Annotated in this window: 16 protein-coding genes; 12 read left to right on the top strand and 4 right to left on the bottom strand. The window is 65.2% G+C overall.

The window, feature by feature from the left end:
- The 7 genes from CRM90_RS13950 to CRM90_RS13920 are packed head-to-tail and all read left to right on the top strand — an operon-like array spanning position 1 to position 8,428.
- Positions 1 to 855, top strand: a complete 855-nt coding sequence (locus CRM90_RS13950; protein WP_102807533.1) for an ABC transporter permease — start codon at positions 1 to 3, stop codon at positions 853 to 855.
- Position 856: 1 nt separating this feature from the next.
- On the top strand, positions 857 to 2,239 hold the full coding sequence (locus CRM90_RS13945; RefSeq protein WP_102807532.1) for an MCE family protein: 1,383 nt from the start codon (positions 857 to 859) through the stop codon (positions 2,237 to 2,239).
- The gene (locus tag CRM90_RS13940; RefSeq protein WP_102807531.1) at positions 2,236 to 3,264 is read left to right on the top strand and encodes an MCE family protein; all 1,029 of its coding nucleotides are present in this window, start codon (positions 2,236 to 2,238) and stop codon (positions 3,262 to 3,264) included. The genes CRM90_RS13945 and CRM90_RS13940 overlap by 4 nt, the downstream gene beginning before the upstream one ends.
- Complete coding sequence (locus tag CRM90_RS13935; RefSeq protein WP_199189899.1) at positions 3,261 to 4,559, top strand: MCE family protein; 1,299 nt, start codon at positions 3,261 to 3,263, stop codon at positions 4,557 to 4,559. Before CRM90_RS13940 ends, CRM90_RS13935 begins: the two co-directional genes overlap by 4 nt.
- The gene (locus CRM90_RS13930) at positions 4,556 to 5,839 is read left to right on the top strand and encodes an MCE family protein (protein ID WP_102807529.1); all 1,284 of its coding nucleotides are present in this window, start codon (positions 4,556 to 4,558) and stop codon (positions 5,837 to 5,839) included. Before CRM90_RS13935 ends, CRM90_RS13930 begins: the two co-directional genes overlap by 4 nt.
- Positions 5,836 to 6,975, top strand: a complete 1,140-nt coding sequence (locus CRM90_RS13925; protein ID WP_102807528.1) for a virulence factor Mce family protein — start codon at positions 5,836 to 5,838, stop codon at positions 6,973 to 6,975. Before CRM90_RS13930 ends, CRM90_RS13925 begins: the two co-directional genes overlap by 4 nt.
- Position 6,976: 1 nt before the next feature.
- Complete coding sequence (locus CRM90_RS13920; RefSeq protein WP_102807527.1) at positions 6,977 to 8,428, top strand: MCE family protein; 1,452 nt, start codon at positions 6,977 to 6,979, stop codon at positions 8,426 to 8,428.
- A gap of 11 nt (positions 8,429 to 8,439) precedes the next feature.
- Here CRM90_RS13920 and CRM90_RS13915 read toward each other — a convergent pair whose 3' ends face one another.
- Both CRM90_RS13915 and CRM90_RS13910 read right to left on the bottom strand, forming a co-directional pair.
- Positions 8,440 to 9,297: an extracellular catalytic domain type 1 short-chain-length polyhydroxyalkanoate depolymerase gene (locus CRM90_RS13915; RefSeq protein WP_102807585.1), complete on the bottom strand. Its 858-nt coding sequence runs from the start codon at positions 9,295 to 9,297 to the stop codon at positions 8,440 to 8,442.
- A gap of 36 nt (positions 9,298 to 9,333) precedes the next feature.
- Positions 9,334 to 10,071: a ribonuclease T2 family protein gene (locus CRM90_RS13910; RefSeq protein WP_233209312.1), complete on the bottom strand. Its 738-nt coding sequence runs from the start codon at positions 10,069 to 10,071 to the stop codon at positions 9,334 to 9,336.
- A 55-nt stretch (positions 10,072 to 10,126) separates the two neighbouring features.
- Here CRM90_RS13910 and CRM90_RS13905 point away from each other — a divergent pair, with 55 nt between their 5' ends.
- Positions 10,127 to 12,235, top strand: a complete 2,109-nt coding sequence (locus CRM90_RS13905) for a hypothetical protein (protein WP_233209311.1) — start codon at positions 10,127 to 10,129, stop codon at positions 12,233 to 12,235.
- Complete coding sequence (locus tag CRM90_RS13900; RefSeq protein WP_102807525.1) at positions 12,228 to 13,562, top strand: reverse transcriptase family protein; 1,335 nt, start codon at positions 12,228 to 12,230, stop codon at positions 13,560 to 13,562. Before CRM90_RS13905 ends, CRM90_RS13900 begins: the two co-directional genes overlap by 8 nt.
- A 180-nt stretch (positions 13,563 to 13,742) precedes the next feature.
- On the opposite strand, the gene CRM90_RS13895 is transcribed toward CRM90_RS13900, so the two are convergent.
- Positions 13,743 to 14,258, bottom strand: coding sequence for a hypothetical protein (locus CRM90_RS13895; RefSeq protein ID WP_102807583.1), 516 nt, complete (start codon positions 14,256 to 14,258; stop codon positions 13,743 to 13,745).
- Between the two features lie 180 nt (positions 14,259 to 14,438).
- On the opposite strand from CRM90_RS13895, the gene CRM90_RS13890 reads away from it, so the two are divergent.
- Together CRM90_RS13890 and CRM90_RS13885 are read left to right on the top strand one after the other, a co-directional pair.
- Positions 14,439 to 15,830, top strand: a complete 1,392-nt coding sequence (locus CRM90_RS13890) for a glycoside hydrolase family 183 protein (RefSeq protein WP_102807524.1) — start codon at positions 14,439 to 14,441, stop codon at positions 15,828 to 15,830.
- 47 nt (positions 15,831 to 15,877) lie between these two features.
- Entirely contained in the window at positions 15,878 to 16,708 is an 831-nt protein-coding gene (locus CRM90_RS13885) for a GAF and ANTAR domain-containing protein (RefSeq protein WP_102807523.1), read from the top strand.
- Here CRM90_RS13885 and CRM90_RS13880 read toward each other — a convergent pair.
- A complete protein-coding gene (locus CRM90_RS13880) occupies positions 16,705 to 18,264 on the bottom strand; it encodes a B12-binding domain-containing radical SAM protein (protein WP_102807522.1) in 1,560 nt (519 codons plus the stop codon). The two genes, CRM90_RS13885 and CRM90_RS13880, sit on opposite strands and share 4 nt — an antisense overlap.
- A 208-nt stretch (positions 18,265 to 18,472) precedes the next feature.
- Between CRM90_RS13880 and CRM90_RS13875 the strand changes: the two genes are divergently transcribed.
- The gene (locus CRM90_RS13875; protein WP_102807521.1) at positions 18,473 to 18,742 is read left to right on the top strand and encodes a hypothetical protein; all 270 of its coding nucleotides are present in this window, start codon (positions 18,473 to 18,475) and stop codon (positions 18,740 to 18,742) included.
- The last annotated feature ends 10 nt before the right edge of the window (positions 18,743 to 18,752 follow it).

The raw sequence follows: 18,752 nt of genomic DNA, 5'->3' as shown, positions 1-18,752 counted from the left end.
ATGAGTGTCAGCACGCCCAGCGGATTGCACCCGAAGCTGCTCAGCGGCGTGCAGAGCGCCGCCACGGGCTGGAAGCGAATCGGCGCCCAAACCCGGTTCTACGTCACGACTTTGGCGGCAACTCCGGAGGCGGTCACCCGTTATCACAAGGAGCTGCTGAGACTCATCGCCCAGATGGGTCTCGGGGCCGGTGCCCTCGCGGTCGTGGGCGGCACCGTCGCGATCGTCGGATTCCTGACCATGACCACCGGCGCTCTGGTCGCCGTACAAGGCTATAACCAATTGTCCTCAGTCGGTTTCGAGGCGTTGACCGGTTTTGCGTCGGCCTTCTTCAACGTCCGCCTGATCGTGCCGGGGACCGTGTCTGTGGCGTTGTCCGCCACGATCGGCGCCGGGGCGACCGCACAGCTGGGTGCGATGAGGATCAATGAGGAGATCGACGCGCTCGAGGTGATCGGCATCCGCTCGGTCACCTACCTGGCGTCGACTCGCGTGCTGGCGGGCGTGATCGTCGTTGTCCCGCTGTACTGCATCGCCGTGATGATGGCGTTTCTGGCGGCGCGCACCGGAACGGTGGCCATCTACGGGCAGGGTTCAGGCGTCTACGACCACTATTTCAACACCTTCCTCAATCCCACCGACGTGATCTGGTCATTCATGCAATCCGTGGCGATGACCATCGTGATCATGCTGGTGCACACCTACTACGGCTTTACCGCCAAGGGCGGCCCGGCCGGTGTGGGTGAGGCGGTCGGGCGCGCCGTGCGCACGTCGATGGTGGTGGCGGCGGTCGAGATCGTGATGATCTCCCTGGCTGTCTACGGCCAGTCGGGCAACTTCAACCTGGCCGGGTGACATGGATACCCGACCCGGCGAGAACCGTCTTCCCGACGGCTGGTGGACCGTCATCCTCCTGGCGGCGATCGGCGTCTTCTTCTTCGTGACCGGAACAGCTTTCGCCGGGACGTTTCGCTCCTACGTGCCGGTCACAATGACCTCGGACCGAGCCGGACTCGTCATGGAAGCGGGCGCCAAGGTGAAGATGCGTGGAGTGCAGGTCGGACGCGTCGCCGACATCGGCGGCGGGCACGGTCCGGCGAGTCTGCGACTCGAGATCGATCCCGGCCAGATCCGTTACATCCCGGCCAATGTCGGTGCGCAGATCAGGTCGACCACCGTCTTCGGCGCCAAGTTCGTCGACCTCGTCTACCCCGAGGATCCGAGCCCGCAGCGCTTGGCCGCCGGCGCGGTACTGCGCTCGGCCAACGTCACCACCGAGGTGAACACTGTCTTCCAGAACGTGGTCAACCTGCTCGGTATGGTCGACCCCGCCAAACTGAACGCCGTGCTGACGGCGGTCGCCGACGGAGTTCGCGGGCAGGGCCCCCGGATGGGCCAGGCCACCACCGACCTCAACCAGGTCCTTACAGCGCTCAATGAGCGCAGCGACACCATCCGCGCTGATTGGCGTTCCTTCAAGAATTTCAACGACACCTACGCCGCGGCCGCCCCCGATATCGTGGCCATCCTCAACTCCGCCAGCACCGTCAGCGCAACCGTCACCGACCGATCACAGGCATTGGACACGTTGCTGCTCAACACAATCGGGTTCGCCCAGTCCGGCCACGACCTGCTGGACAGCAGTGGCGCAAACCTGGTACGCGCGGCGAACATCCTGGAACCCACGACGGCATTGCTGCTCAAGTACAACCCGGTCTACACCTGCTGGCTGCAGGGCGCGACCTGGACGCTGAAGAACGGCGGCTACGAGGCCTGGGGTGGCAAGGACGGCAAGTCCGCGGTGTTTGACGTCGCCCTGCTGCTGGGCAACGACCCCTACCAATATCCGGACAACCTGCCCGTCGTCGGCGCCAAAGGCGGTCCCGGTGGAAAGCCCGGCTGCGGGTCGCTGCCGGACGTCACCAAGAACTTCCCCGTGCGCCAGCTCGTCACCAACACCGGCTGGGGAACCGGCCTGGATATCAGGCCCAATCCCGGTCTGGGACATCCGTGTTGGGCGGATTGGTTCCCGGTGACCCGCGGCAATCCGCGGCCGCCCAGCATCCGGCAGTGCCTGCCCGGGCCCGCTCCGGGTCCGGACCCGGGTCCAGGCATGCCCCCCTACGGCGCGGCCTGGTACGGCCCAGGTGGCGTGCCCCTGTGGCCGGGTGTGCCGCCCGCACCGGAACCTGCTGCAGCGCAACCGCAACCGAGTCCACCGACGGAGGGTCAGCCGTGAAGGACAACCTTGCGGGCGCTGTGTGGCGTCTCGGCATCTTCCTGACGGTGTGCTTCCTCGGCGCGTTCGCTCTGCTGGCCATCTTCGCTCAGTTCCGCTTCACCACCGGCACGGTCTACAACGCGGTGTTCACCAACGTCACCGGCCTGAAGAAAGGGGACTTCGTCCGGGTCGCCGGCGTCGAGGTGGGCAAGGTCGAAGACATCCGAATCAACCGCGACGCGACCGTGCGAGTCGAATTCTCGGCTACCGACACGCTGGTGCTCACCGAGGGAACTCGGGCGATCATCCGCTACGACAACGTCATCGGCGGCCGGTTTCTGGCGCTCGACGAAGGTACGGGCGGGATCAAACGCCTGTCGGCGGGCCAGACCATTCCGGTCGACCGTACCGCCCCGGCATTAGACCTCGACTCGGTGATCGGCGGCTTCAAGCCACTGTTCCGTGCCCTGAGTCCGGATCAGGTGAACGCACTGAGTTCACAGCTCAACCAGGCTTTGCAGGGCCAGGGCGCGACGATCGGCTCGTTCCTCAATCAGGCTGCGGTACTGACCAATACCCTGGCCGACCGCGACCAGTTGATCAGTGAGGTCATCACCAACCTCGACGCGGTGCTGGGCGCCCTGGGCAGTCAGAGCGCCCAACTCGACAAAGCCGTCACCAATCTGACGGGTTTGGTTCAGGCCCTCGAGGCCCGCCGGAGCGACGTCGCCGCCGCATTCACATCCACCAGCGCGGCAGCCGGCAGCGTCGCCGATCTGCTCGCAGGCGCCCGCGCACCGTTTCAGAAGGTGGTCCACGAAACCGACCGGGTCTCGTCGATCGCGGTGGCCGATCACGAATACCTGGAGAAGCTGATCGACACATTGCCGGACAAATACCGCGCCCTGCAGCGGCAGGGCATGTACGGCGATTTCTTCAGCTTCTACCTCTGCGACCTGATCCTGAAGTTGAACGGCAAAGGCGGACAACCGGTTTTCGTCAAGGTGGCCGGACAGGACACCGGGCGGTGCACGCCGAAGTGAAGTCTTTCTCCGAACGCAACCCGGTCATCCTCGGGGCCGTCGGCGCCGTCGTCATCGCCGGCATCGTGATGGGCGCCCTGAATTGGCAGAGATTGCCGTTCCTCAATCCCGGCCGCAACTACTCCGCGTACTTCGCCGAAGCGGGCGGCCTGTTCACCGGGGCTACCGTCGAGGTGTCGGGCTTGCCGGTCGGCAAGGTATCCAGCATCGAACTCGACGGCCCGCAGGTCTTGGTGGCCTTCCGGATCAACGGCGACGTCCACCTCGGTGAGCGCACGCTGGCCGCCATCAAGACGAAGGGACTGCTGGGCACCAAGATGCTCGACGTCACTCCGCGCGGTGACGGTCCGCTGTCCGGACCCATCCCGCGGGACCGAACCACCTCGCCCTATCAGCTCCCCGACGCTCTCGGCGACCTGACCACCACCATCAGCGGGCTTGATACCCAACAGCTTTCACAGTCCCTGTCGACGATGGCCGAGACGTTCGCCCACACGCCGTCCGACCTGCATCGGGCGGTGGCCGGGGTGTCCCGGTTCGCCGACACCCTCGACAAGCAGGACGCCCAGTTGCGCAACCTGTTGGCCAATGCGGCCAAGACCACTCAGGTCCTCGCCGAACGCACCGACCAGATCGTCGAACTCGTGCGTCAGACCAACTCCCTGCTGATCGCGCTCAACGCCCAAAGCGCGGGCCTCGATCAGCTCTGGCTGAAGCTATCCGACGTCTCCCGGCAACTCAAAGGATTCATCGCCGAGAACCGCACCCAGCTGAAACCGGCGCTGGAGAAGCTCAACGGCGTCCTGACGATCGTCGACGACCGCAAAGGCCGCGTGCAGGAAGCGATCAAGCGGCTCAACAGCTATGCGATGTCATTGGGCGAGTCGGTGTCGTCCGGACCGTTCTTCAAGGCGTACCTGGCCAACCTGTTTCCCGGACAGTTCGTGCAGCCGTTCATCGACGCCGCCTTCTCCGATCTCGGCGTGGACCCGGCGACCCTGCTGCCGTCGCTGCGGACCGACCCACAAGTCGGCCAACCGGGCACACCGGCGCTGCCGGTGCCCTACCCGCGGACCGGCCAGGGCGGCGAACCGCACCTCAATCTCCCCGACGCCATCACCGGTAAGCCGGGCGACCCGCGCTACCCCTACCGCGAGCCGCTGCCCGCACCGCCACCCGGTGGGCCGCCACCCGGCCCGCCCGCCGCGGCGCCGCCCGGCATCGCCTCCACCCCGGACCCGACGCCGGCACCGGTGTACGTACCTGCCCCCGGCGAGCCAGGAGCCGCCCAATGACCAAGCCACGCAGAGCCCGTACCGCACTCGCGATCGTCCTGGTGCTGATCCTGGCCGGCGGCGTGCTGCTACGCACCGTCGGACACGGTAACCGCGTCGAGGTCGTCGGCTACTTCGACAACAGCACGGCACTATTCCCCGGTGACGACATCCGCATCCTCGGCGTGCCGGTGGGCCGGGTGACCGCCGTCGAGCCGCATCCCGACGGCGTGAAGATCGCGTTCTGGTTCGACCGAAAGTACAAAGTGCCCGCCGACGCGATGGCCGCGATTCTCTCGCCGATGCTGGTCACCGGCCGCGCCATTGCGCTGACACCGGTCTACACCGGCGGGCCGACGCTGCGCGACGGCGCCGTCATCCCCCGCAGCCGTACCGCGGTTCCGGTGGAGTGGGATGAGGTGCGGGTGCAGTTGCAGCGGCTCACCGAACTGCTCAAACCGACGGCCCCGGGCGGTGTCAGCACACTGGGCTCTTTCATCAACACCGCCGCAGACAACCTGCGCGGGCAGGGCGGCACCATCCGCGAGACGATCGTCAAACTGTCCCAGGCGATGTCGATCCTGGGCGACCACAGCGGCGACATCTTCGCGACGTTCAAGAACTTGTCCATCCTGATCAGCGCGTTGCGCGGCAGCAGCGACGTATTGGGACAGCTCAACCAGAATCTCGCCGCGGTGACCGGGCTGCTGGCCGATGACCCGACGAAGATCGGTACCGCGTTCGCCGATATGAACTCGGTGATCGGCGATGTCAGAGACTTCATCGAGGACACCGGCGACACCATCGGGACCACCACCGAGAAGCTGGCGTCGATCAGCACCGCGCTCAACGAGAGCCTCGACGACATCAAACAAACCCTGCACATCGCGCCGACCACCGTCGCCAACTTCACCAACATCTACGAGGCGTCCAATGGTGCCTTCACCGGTGCGCTCGCGGTCAACAACTTCGCCAATCCGATCTCGTTCCTGTGCGGGGCAATTCAAGCGGCGTCACGACTGGGCGCCGAACAGTCCGCGAAGCTGTGTGTGCAGTATCTGGCGCCGATCATCAAGAACCGCCAGTACAACTTCTTGCCGATCGGCGAGAACTTTCTGGTCGGTCCGCAAGCCCGGCCCAACGAGGTGACCTACAGCGAGGACTGGATGCGTCCCGACTACGTACCGCCCGCCGCACCCGCGGCGGAGCCCTCCCCGCTGCCCGTCGAGGAACCGGTGGTGACCACCGACCCGACCGCTGGACTGACCGGGATGATGACCCCGACCGGAGGCGGGTCATGAACGCCCGTCGCGCGGCCGGGGTCGCGATGCTGCTCGTCGTCGTGGCCGCGTCGTCCGGCTGCGACGTCGACAACTGGCAGGGAATCAACTCATTACCGCTGCCCGGCACGCAGGGCGGCGGGCCCGGATCGTTCGTGATCCAGGCAGAGATGCCCGACGTCAACAACATTCAGCCCAACTCCAGGGTCAGGGTCGGCGACGCCACGGTGGGACACATCACGAAGATCGAGTTGGAGGGCTGGCATGCGGTGGTCACCATGCGGCTCGACGGTGATGTCGAGCTGCCCGCCAACGCCGTTGCCACGATCGGTCTCACCAGCATCCTGGGTTCACAGCACATCGAATTGAGCGCGCCCGAAGACGCCCCGCCGCAGGGCCGGCTGCACGCCGGCTCACGCATCCCGCTGTCCCATACGGGGTCCTACCCGACCGTCGAACAGACCCTGGCGGCAGTCTCCACCGTCCTCAACGGCGGCGGGCTGGCACAGGTTCAGGACATCACCGAGGCATTCAGTACGGCATTCCGCGGCCGAGAACAGGACCTGCGCAGCCTCATCGGTCAACTCGACACCTTCGCCGGAAGCGTCAACGACCAGACCGACGACATCATCGCCGCCACCGACAGTCTCAACCGGCTGACCGGGGTGCTCGCCGCGAACCGGCCGGTGCTGGACCAAGCACTCAAGACGGTGCCCGAGGCGCTCGCGGTGCTCAACAACGAACGCGACAATCTCGTTGAGGCCGCCGCCCAACTCGGCAGGTTCAGCAACCTGGTTGTCAGCTCGGTCGGACAGAGTAAAGCGGATCTGATCAAGGAGCTCAAAGACATCGGGCCGGTGCTGGAGTCGCTGGCCAACGCCGGGCCCAGCATGACGCGCGCGCTGAGCCTCATCCCCACCTTCCCGTTCCCGAACGAGACCATCGAGAACTGGCAGCGCGGCGATTATGCGAACATGACCGCTGTCGTCGACCTCACGCTGAGCCGTATCGACCAGGGCCTGTTCACCGGAACCCGATGGGAGGGCAACCTGACCGAGCTCGAGATGCAGTGGGGGCGCACGATCGGGCAGTTCCCTAGCCCCTACACCAAGAGCAACCCGCTGGTCGCGCCGTACAACTTCGACCAAGGTCCCTAGTATGCATCTGACCCGCAGGATGCTGATCCAGCTGGCCGTCTTCGCGGTCATCGCACTGACCGCGATCGCGGTGATGGGTCTGCACTTTCTCAAGCTGCCGGCCAAGTGGTTCGGTGTGGGGCGCTACAGCGTGACCATGCAGCTGCCGGAAACCGGCGGCCTGTACAGCACCGGCAACGTCACCTACCGGGGCGTCGAGGTGGGCCGGGTTCAATCAGTTCGATTGAGTGACAGCGGAGTTGACGCAGTCTTGTCGTTGAAGTCGGGCATCGATATCCCGTCAGACCTGCGCGCCGAGGTGCACAGCCAGTCCGCCATCGGCGAACAGTACGTCGATCTGATCCCCCGCGACGGCACCGCACGGGCGCTGCGGGACGGCGATGTCATCCCCCGCGACCACACCTCCGTACCACCCGACATCAACGCGCTCCTCGACGCCGCCAACTCCGGATTGCAGGCGATCCCACGGGAGAACCTCAGAACCGCGATCGACGAGGCCTATACGGCTGTCGGCGGCCTGGGACCGCAACTATCCGACATCGTCAAGGGTTCAACCACTTTGGCGATCGACGCGCGTGCGAATCTCGATCCGCTGATCGACCTCATCGACAACGCCAAGCCGGTGCTCGACTCGCAGGTGCAGACGTCGGTGGCGATTCAAGCCTGGGCCTCGCACATCGCGACCGTGACCGGTGAACTGAAAGCCGACAACGATGCCGTGGCCGGCGTGATCGACCAGGGTGGCCTCGTCGCGACAAATGAACAGGCGCGCAACCTGATCGAGCGGCTCAAGCCCACGCTGCCGGTCATCGTCGCCAACCTCGCCAGCATCGGACAGGTCGCCGTGACCTATCAGAACGACATCGAACAATTGCTCGTCCTGCTGCCGCATGCGGTGTCGGAAGGTCAAGCGACTTTCATGGCCAATGCGAACACCAACCAGGCCTACCGCGGCGAATACCTGTCGTTCAACCTCAACATCAACCTTCCACCGGCCTGCACCACCGGCTTCCTGCCCGCCCAGCAGCAGCGCATCCCGAGCCTGGTCGACTACCCCGAGCGGCCACCCGGTGACCTGTACTGCCGCACCCCCCAGGACTCGCCGTTCAATGTCCGTGGCGCACGCAACATTCCATGCGAGACGGTGCCAGGTAAACGCGCACCCACGGTCAAGCTCTGCGAGAGCGACCAGAATTACGTTCCTCTCAACGACGGCTACAACTGGAAAGGCGACCCGAACGCGACGCTGTCCGGGCAACCGGTGCCCGATGTTCCGCCCGAAAGTCCCCCGGCCGACGTCCCCCCGCCGGCGCTGGTGGCCGTCAGCGAGTACGACCCCGCGACAGGGCTGTACGTCGGCCCCAACGGGCGGGAATACACCCAATCCGAACTGGCCCAACCCGCCAAGCAGAACAGCACATGGCAGTCGATGCTGCTGCCTGGGCAGCCGTGATCAATCCGGGCTCACCCGCCGTGCGCGACGAAGAACTGAGCGCTGGCCTGTGATGCATCGAACGCGGTCTTCGGTGGCAACGGCCAGGTGTGACCCCACCCGTCGATGGTGACGAACGTGACCTCGGTGCCATCGGCGCAACCGAAGGCGACCAAGCGTTTTCCGCCATCGATCGATGTGGATGTCGCGGGTGGACAGCGGTCGAATGCCAACCACCGGTCCACCATCGTCGGCGCAGACACGACGGCGCTGGCTCCGCCGCGTCCGATCATGCGGCCACCTCTGTAGGGCACCACCTTGTCTGCGGTGCCGTGAATCGCCAGCACCGACACGGGCTTGGACGGATTGCAGTGGACGTTCACGCCGAGCGTGCTTGACACCGGGGCTATCGCGGCCACCAGATCCGCTCGCTCGCACGCCAGCCGGTTGGCCATGAACCCGCCCGCCGACATCCCGGTGACGAAAACCCGATCGCGCGGAATGTTGAAGTCACGGGTGAGCCGGCCGATCAGCGTCGCCAGGAACCCGACGTCATCGACCCCCTGGCGGTCCGGGGCTGCCGCGCCGCGCCCATCGGCCCAACTGAAGTCGATGCCGTTGGGATAGGCGACAATCCAACCGTGTTGGTCGGCGATCGCGTCGTAATTGGTCGCGGCGGCCTGCTTGCGGCCGGTCTGGCTTCCGCCGTGCAAGTTGAGGACCAGGCCCTTGGGATGCGTCAGTCCGGTGGGCACGTGCAACACGTACGTCCGCTGTACGCCACCGAAGGTCAGCGCGCCGGGCGGATCGCCGGTGGCGTGGGCGTGCTTGGCGGGCAACGTGAACAGAAGCAGGAGGGCGACAACGAGTGCTGTCGGACGGCGGCTCACGGGTTGATTGTGCACTGGCGTAGGTCCCGGGCGACGTCAGGATACGAGCCCACGTCGGCAACCCGCCAAGATCGTCGGCCCCTTGTCCAGCAGCTCACCCAACGACGCGTTCGACGAGCTCCGCAGGTCCGCAACCGGCGGGAGCGACAGATGCAACTCGTAGACGATCATCCCGCTCCCGGCCGCCTCGCGGCAGTTCATGCCGACCCGGTCGCCGGTGTGGGCACCGAATGCGGCATCGAACCGACCTCGCACCGTGCTCAGTGACACGTTGCCGCCCTCCGCATTCCGGAAAACCGGGTTGAGGACAGCCGTCACCTGTTCGGTGAGCTTCGTGGCAATGGTGAAGTAGTCAGCCGGTGGGAGCCCCGAGCAGGTGCCGTGCGCAGACCATTCGTGGGGTGCCATGACGCCGGCATCAGACATCATCGATTGAAGATCCGTCTGCACGTCCTGGGGCAGCTTCAGCTCCGCCAAGCTGGGGTTCCGGCCCCCTTTCGGCACTCCACAGAACTGCTGGGTCGGCGGTTGCGGCCAGAGGCCGTGCAGGATGAATGCCGGTCCCAATGAGCCGACATGACCGCTTCGGCAGCCCGGGTTGGGAGGGTCGACCTTGCAGAGCGCAGGGCCCCACGTCACCACAAGCAGACTCGAGTTGCTGTTGGTCTCCGCGTCCCTGGACGGCTCGCGTGGACGATCGACGACGAGGACGCTGACGACCACGGCCGCGACGACCACTGCCCCCAGTGCGGCCGATATGGACAATACGGCCACGTCACCTCGCCGCATGCGGTACAGCTTGTCACGACCACGCGTCAGCGTTGACGGATTGCGGAAGGTCACGCCAGATGCCGATGCCGAGATTCGCCCGACCGTGAACGACATCCATCGCTGGTTCGAGCGCACCGCCCGTGGGCACAACCGGGTGCCTTCGCTCTATGCGAGTCTCCTCACGGGCAGGGTCTTCAGGTACCTGGCGTACCGGCTGCGTTACCCGCTCGTGCTCGCCACGGTGCAATTCGCGGTCCACGTCGCGGAGTTCTTCTTGATCCTCGCCAGCCTCGGCGGCATGGCGGCGTTCACGGTCATGATGCTTCGCGCGGGCAGCCTGATCGTCGGCGGCGCGTGGTGGGGCCTTCTGGAGATCATGCGCGAGCGCCTTCGTGACTTCTCTCGGTCAGGTGAGCGTGACGCCGCCGGGTACGAGATCGGCCGTTGGCTCGTGCTCGCGGTGGCCCTCACGATCGCGATGACGATCGGTGGCGGCGTCGCGCTGCTGGTGCTGCGCCCGTCGGGCAACGATCCCGTCGCGCACCTGTACGCCTTCCTGGTCGTCGTCGAACTCGCCGCCAATTTTCCGGTTCGGGTCCTGCATTCCGGTGTATATGCGACCCGCCGGGTCTACCGACCGCGTTGGTCGATATTCCTTTCCCCCGCAGTGCAACTTGCGGTGATCACCGGGGGGTTCTACTTCTATCCCACGGTCGCCATCATCATTGCGATCGTCGCGTCGAACGCCATCGCCATCGCGATCACGATTCATTACTCAGTGGAGACCTACCGGCTGATCGGCCTGCGGCCGCGGCTACCGTCGCCCCGCCGTCCAGTCAGCCGGCTGCTGCCGAAAATTCCACCCTGGCTTGGTATCCAGACCACGGTGTCGGGTCTCGGCCTGCGGCTGGATGCCGTGTTGGTTCTCGCGATCGTCGGCATCTATGGCACCAACACCCGCTCGTTCGAACTCACCGCCGCCGTGGCGTCGTGGCGCCACGTGGATACCTTCCGATTCTTCTATCTGGTGCTACCGCTGTTTCGCGGCTCGTACGAGTCTGCCGGTATCTTCTATTTCGACTTCGTACGGCTGCGCAGCGTGTCGGCTCTGCACGAATTGCGGCGGGTGTTCTTTCACCGCCTGCTGTGTGTGGCGCCGCTTGCCTCGCTGTACTTCTGGGCGCTGGGCGCGGCCCTCGGAATGCTTGTGCTGAAAGATGTTCCGCTGACGTTCCTGCTTGCACTGGTACCGCTGTTCGTGGTGCGCAGCGTCATCGGGATCTATCAGATCCGGCTGTTCGCCGAAGGCCGGTTCGGTATCCACCTCATCACCATGCTGTTTCTGGTCGTGCTCTTGTGGCTGGTCTGGATCAAGCCCAATCCCGCCTCCGACCTCATCCAGATCACGGCCGCGATGATCCTGCAGCTGATCCTTCTGATCAACCTGCAACACCTGCGCGATCGTCGTTACCCGCCGTTGCCGACCGTGCTGAGCGTCGGCGACTGGCTACGCCGCCTGGCCCGGGAGCCGGCCGCGGTGCGCGTCGGCGACGTCACAATTCCGAGATCGACGACGGCGAAGCAACGCTCTGCCGCGTTGAAGCTGATTCGCCAATCATTCGATGGCACCGGGCATGTGGCGTTCGGTTCCCCGACGAAGGTCATGTATTACCAACGTGCGCAGGAGGATACGGTCGACGCCTCACCTCACCTCGTGTTGCAAACCGTCAGCGGCGGCGTCGTGACCCGGGGCAGCTCGTCGCAACAGCCGATTGCCGACGGATGCGAGGCGTTCCGGTTGTGGCGGTCGTCCAGCGCACGTGGCTCTGCCCCAATTGATTTGACTGACCTGGTGCGTGCGTTTCATTCGCTCTTCCGGGCTGGGATCGCCCTGGATCTGCAAACCCTGGACGGAACACGCGATATGCGGGGTCTGGACCAGAACTTCCTGGTGGCAGCCGTGCCCGCCGTGGCGCGCAGTGTCGATGAGGGATCCACCCTGGTGGTGGTGTGTGATCGCCGGCTCGCCCCCATCTACCGACACGGAACACTTCGGATGCTGCTGGTATGTCCGCCCGACCCAGAGCGCGAAAAACTGACGAGCTTGGTCACGCTCATCCGGGAGTGGGAAATCGGCCAGGCCGCAAGGGGCGTCCCCGATGGCTGATCCGATCGACATCGACCGGCTGCTGGTCGATCCAAAGACCTACGAAGACACCATCCTTCGGATCTTCTCGAAGAAGAGACAGCGTGGACTGACGTTCGGTCAGCTCAGCGACAGCGACCTGACGTACTTCGACACCGCCATCAATCGCCGGTCCCTTGCCCGCGCGATCGCGCACAGCGTGGCCAGCGATCAGTATCAGCCACTGCCGGTTGATCTGTGGATCTTGGACAGCAACGGCAAGCGCCGTGCCGCGCACATGCCCGCTTTCACCGACCACGTCGTAGGATCGGCGCTGTTCCAACTCATCTCGCACAACGCGTGCTGCTTCGGCTTGCCCGGTGTCTACTCGTACCTGCCCGGTGTGACCAATGTCGGCGCAATGCGCGCCCTCGCCGAATTCGTTCGCGCTCATCGCGCACGGGTCGGGCCCAAAGGCCCTCCCCTGTATGTTCTGCAATCCGATTTCGAACATTACGGCGACAATCTGCCGGTCGGCCCGGACGCCGCGCTGTGGCCGATTCTGCGCGAGGTTGTCTCGCTGGGCAGCCCGACCGGCGCGGTGTCAACCCGGGTCTGGAACCTCATCACAGGGCTGACGCGGCCCGTCGTGCGGGACGGGGACGGCGCACAATTCAGCCGGTTGCGCGGTGTTGCCATGGGCACTCCTCTTGTCCCGATTTTGGCTGACCTCGCCGTGGTGCCCATGGACAAAGCGATTTTGGCCATCGACGGCATCTTCTACGCCCGTTACAACGACGATTTCTTGATCGCTCACTCGGATCTGTCCGCGCTGCACGAGGCCGATATGCGCATCGATGCGCTGCTGGGCGAGTTGGGCGTCAAACGCAAACTCGGGAAGGAACTCCGAACCGCGCTGAGCGCGACCGGCCGACCGTCTGCGGAGGATCCCGCCTACCTCGGCCGCGGGCGCATCGATTCGTTGGGCCTCTCGGTCGGCTACGACGGCAGCATGGCGGTGGCACCACATCGGCTGCGCCGCTTCGTCGGCCGCGTCGCCGCACGGCTCGACGGAGTGGCGGCCGCCTTGGGTCCGCTGTCGGTTCAGGACCGGGCACATCAGCTGGTGATGGCGACCAACGTAATGCTCGATTTGACGAATCCCTTTGCAGTGCCGGGCTTGTCGTCGTTGTTGGATACCACCACAGATCGCAACACGTTGAAGGACCTCGACTTCCGGATTGAGCGCAAGATCGCCCAGTGCGCAACCGGGCGGCCGGGGGTCCGCGGCTTTCGCCTGGTGCCTCCCGCGATGTTGCGTGGCGAGCTTGGTTTGGTGTCACTCGTGAGGCTGCGCAACCTACGCTGATCGCAGATGGCGGGCAGCCACGAAGGATCTTGCGGGCATCACGGAAATGCGATTCAATCCTCGGTGAGGACGCGGATCCCGCCAGGTGCGGATTTTTCGAAGGACCACAGAGGCTGTGGCTTTCAGTCCTTCATTTTTTCGTTTTTCCCCGCGTCCTCGCCTGCCCGCCGGACGCCGACGCTAGCGGTCGCCGCGGCTGCAATTGGGGCTCGCGGGCTTGGTAGGCCACGCGCAGACGTCGAGGTAGGTGTTGGTGCTGTAGCCGCCACCGTCGAACACGCCGTAGGCGCCGCCATTGGTTCCGGTATAGGTGGCGCCGCCCCCGCCCTGGCCACCTGAGGTGACCATGGTGGTCACTGTCCAGCCCTTCTCTTCCAGCGCTGCCTTGTAGGCCGTCATGACATCGGTGGGCGACCCGGTGACCTGAAAGTACAGGTGGATTCCGCCGTCGGCGATGTTGTCCGGCCCCTTGGTCGTCTGGCTGTTCGCCGGCGTCGGCACCAACGAGGGCAGCTTATCGGCGGCCACCGGGGCCGCATCCGCCGTCGTCGTCGCATTCGCCGTCGTACTCGCCGTCGTCGCCGTCGAACTCGCGGAAGCCGGTGCCTTGCTGCCGGAGTCGGAGTTGCCACAGGCGGTACCGGTCAGTGCTACCGCTACGGCAACGGCTGCCGCCGCAGAGAATCCACGTCTCATCTGTGCCTCCTGTGTCGGGCGAATCATGCGCACAGTAACCCACCGAGGACCCCCTTGGTTGCGACACGGTCACGGATACGTACCTATCGCTGCAGCGCCGGTCGCAAACGACACACGGGTCCCTATCGTCACAAAGGTCAACAGACGTCACAGCGACGTCCCGCCTCCGAAAGGTGAGTCGTGTCGCCGCGCCCCCGCATTCCCTCGCTGTCGCTGGCCTCGACGCTGGTCGTCGGCCTCTGCGCGGCCACCGGAGTCGCGCCGCCTGCAGCCGCCGATCCGTGCGAGGGCGCATCCGCGGCAGCCCAGCCCGCCGCCAACCAGGCCTTTCAGATTCCGCAGCCGTCAGCGATAGCGCCGTTCGATCGCCCGATCGGTCACAAACCGGTCGGCGCCAACGACCAGGCGCCGCTGCCGACATTGGGCAAGATGCTCATCAACGCGTTGATGCCCAACGCGGGACAGGTGCAGAAGCAGGCGGCAGTCGCACCGACACCGAAACCTGCTCCCGCCCAACCCCAACCGGCTCACGCGGCAGCGCAACCGGCACCGTCGACCGCACCCCCGGGCACCTCGGTGGTCGGCTGGGTGACCGGACCCGACAGCCCGAACCAGACTGTTCAGAAGTTCGCGATCACCGGCACCGATCTCGGAATCATGTGGGACAACGGCGATCCCAGCCATCGTCAAGTCCTGTTGGCGTTCGGCGACACAAACGGTTTCTGCATGATTCCCGGCAAGCAGTGGCGCTACAACACGCTGATGCGCAGTACCGACGGATCGCTGGCCAACACCGTCGCGGTTCCCGACGGTGTCGTCGGCAACAAGTACTCGGGGTCGCCGGTGTGGCGACCCGGCATCGCCAAGCAGGTCATCAACAGCATCAACGGTGCGCCGCAGGAGACGGGCATCATCCCGACCTCCGGCGTCGCCGTCGGGCCCAACCAGTTCTTGAACTTCATGTCCATCCGGAGCTGGGACAACTACGGCGCATGGACCACGAACTACTCGGCGATCGCGACCTCGACCGACAACGGCGAGACGTGGGGCGTGTACCCGGGCACTGTCCGTCAGCCGTCCAACGGCAACGAGAAATTCCAGATGGGTGCGTTCCTCAAACCCGGCCCCGGCGATCCGTACATCTATTCGTTCGGCACACCCAACGGGCGAAGCGGATCGGCGTACGTGTCGCGGGTGTCCCCTGGGCTGATCCCGGACCTGACGAAGTACGAGTACTGGAATGCCGACAGCAACACCTGGGTCGCGGGCAGCCCGGCGGCGGCCACCCCGGTGATCCCCGGACCGGTCGGCGAGATGTCGGCCCAATTCAACAACTACTTGAAGCAGTACCTGGTGCTGTACTGCAACGGGAACAACGACGTGGTCATGCGGACCGCGCCGGCACCGCAGGGGCCGTGGGGGCCCGAACAGATGCTGGTGTCGTCGATGCAGATCCCCGGCGGCATCTATGCGCCGTTCCTGCATCCCTGGTCGACGGGCCGCGAGCTGTACTACAACCTCTCGCTGTGGTCGGCCTACAACGTGATGCTGATGCACACGGTGCTGCCCTAGATAGCCCTTACAGCAACCGGAAGTCCCGAAGGTGGGACACTCACCCCATGGAGCACAGCGACCCGCGCGTCGAGGACTCCATCCCGGCCGAGCCGCTGGATGGAACCGACGCTGAGCAGGCGGCCGAGGTTGTCATCGAGGCCGCCACCCGCAACGCCATGTCGGCCGCCCAGCTGGGCCGTCTACTGGTCGACGCCGGTCGCAGCGTCAATGACGAGGACGAGCTGCTGTCGCTGCTGCAGCGCGTCGCCCCGATCGCACAGGAAGCCATCCAGGGTGCCGATTGCACGGGGATCACAATCGACCTGGGCGGGCTGACCTACACCGCGGTGCACACCGACGAGCGCACCCTGCGAATCGACACCGAGCAGTACGACGCCGGCGAAGGCCCCTGCCTGCATGCCTCACGCACCCGCACCACCGTGCAGCTGGATTCCGAAGAGGCGATGGCCGCGTGGCCGCGCTTCGCGAACGCCGCCCGCGAGGAGGGCATCCACAGCTTCCTGGCGGCACCGCTGTTCACCGACGACCTGACGCTGGGCTCGTTCAACCTGTACGGCAGGGCGTTTCACGCTTTCGACGGCCTCGACGCCGAGATCCTCGACCTGCTGACCAAGGCGGTGTCTCGGGCGATCGGCGACTTCGCCCGCTTCAAAACCGCCCGCGACACCGCGGAGTCGATCCAGCGGGTGCTGCAGAGCCGGGCACCGATCGAGCAGGCCAAGGGCGTGCTGATGGCCATGCACGGCATCGACCCCGACGCGGCCTTCGACGTGTTGCGCAAGCAGAGCCAGCAGACGAACGTGCCCGTCCGGGTGTTGGCCGTCCAGTTCCTGGAGCAGATCGCCGGCAGCAACGGCCAGCAGCCCCAGAACTAGAACGTATTGACCAGCGTCCGGCGCTCGGACATCTCCCGCGACATCGTGTAGTGGTGGTAGTGCGTCGCGCACTTGACCACGCTGACGAACAAGACACCGGGGTTCGGGCGGCTGCGGAGCATTTTCCACATCCGGCGTCGGTAGATGTGGCGTAGCTGCGCGTCGGGAACGTTCTTCATCAGCAGCAGGAACAGTCCGAATGCCCGTGCGGCGTCGAAGAGCTGGGCCTGCCTGCGTCGCCAGGGATGGCGGCGCAGGTACTCATTGCGAGCCCGCCCGAAATCGAATTCCCTTGTCAGATAGAGGCTTTCAAGACGATCGAAGTAGAAGTCGGGATCATAGAGCTCGCGCATCAGACCGATGTAGCCGTCGCGCAGCTCGTCTCGGCTCATGTTGAGCGGTATGACGTTGGTGCCGAAGGTCTGCTCGTCGTCGAGGTCGAGGCGGCCGTCACCCTTCAGCCGCGCGTGGAGCGGCGTCTTGGGGATCGCGGCGAGCATGCCCACCATGGCGTGCATGATGTCGGTCTGGCCGATGAAGTCGGCCTGCTCCTTGAAGATTCGGGTGTCGTCGTTGTCGAAGCCGACGATCATGCCGCACCAGACTTCCAGCCCGGCGTCTTGCACCTTGCGGACGCGATCGACGATCGTGCCGCCCTTCTTCACGTTCTGATACTTCTTGGCCTCTTTCAGCGAATCCTCGTTGGGGCTCTCGATCCCGATGAACACCACCGTCACGTTGGCGGCGACCATCAACTCCATCAGCTCGTCGTCTTCGGCCAGGTTCAGCGACGCTTCGGTGAAGAACTGCAACGGATAGCCTTCACGCTCCTGCCAGGCGTGGACGTCCTGCAGCAGCACCTTCACGGCGGCCTTGTTGCCGATCAGGTTGTCGTCGACGATGAAGCCGATCGACAGTCCGGCCGCGCGCATCGCTTCCAGTTCGGCGATCACCTGGGCGCTGGTCTTGAGCCGCGGCTTGCGGCCGAAGGTGACGATGATGTCGCAGAACTCGCATTGGAACGGACATCCCCGGCTGAACTGGACACTGCCGAATACATAGTTCTTGGTCTTCAGCAGGTCATAGCGCGGCACCGGCACGGTCGTCATGTCGGTGCGCTCGGCCTGCTCGTAGCGGTACTGATGGCGGCCGTGCTTCCAGTCATCGAGGAATTGCGGCCACGTGGTCTCGGCCTCGCCGACGAAGATCGCGTCGGCCAGACCGTCGAAGTAGTCCTCCTGCACGCTGACCCACGGACCGCCGACGACCACGAACACGCCGCGGGCTTTGAGCTCGTTGATGATCTCCAGCATCCGCCGGCGTTGCACGATCATGCCGGTGAGCCCGACGATGTCGGCCTGCGCCAGCGTGTCGAAGTCGATCTCCTCGACGTTCTCGTCGACGAGCGTGACGTGATGCTCAGGCGGCGTCAGGGCAGCCAACAACGGCAGGCAGGCGGTCGGGACATTGCACTTCTTGCCGAGCAGCGGCAGTGCGTGTTCCAAGCCCCAGTAGGACACCTCGAAACGAGGGTTGACGAGGACAATGTTGGCCATATCGTCTGCTCCGAATCGGACTCGTAGACGGGGTCCGCGCTGCTTGCCAAGCCGGAGCCTAGCCAAGACGGCCTGACCGAACGAGCCATTCACACATAGTCTCCGACGGAACTCGGATCCGAGTTCCTAACCAATTGACGGTAACGCTAGGTATTCGGTTCGGTCACGACCTTCTCCTCACCCATGCGGATGTGGCACAAACGATGGTGTGATCGTTCCCGTGGACGCGGTTGGGCTGATGATCGTGGTGGTCTTGACGACCGCCGCGCTCGCCGCGGTCTGCGGTTACGTCGCCGGGCTGCGGCGCGAGGCCAACCGGCGCAGCCGGGGGTATTTCGTCCTGGGCGTCCTCGCCGGGTTCCTGGGTCGCTCGGTGGTGCGCCGGCGACTGCGGCAGCTTCCGCTGTTCGAGAACCCGGTCACAATCGCGGCGTTGCACCTTCGGCGCAGGCTGAGCCGTACCGGTATCGCCCGTTAGCGGGTAGGTG

The organism is Mycobacterium sp. ENV421, assembly GCF_002887815.1.
Lineage (GTDB): Bacteria > Actinomycetota > Actinomycetes > Mycobacteriales > Mycobacteriaceae > Mycobacterium.
This window is presented reverse-complemented; position numbering and strand designations above follow the sequence as displayed.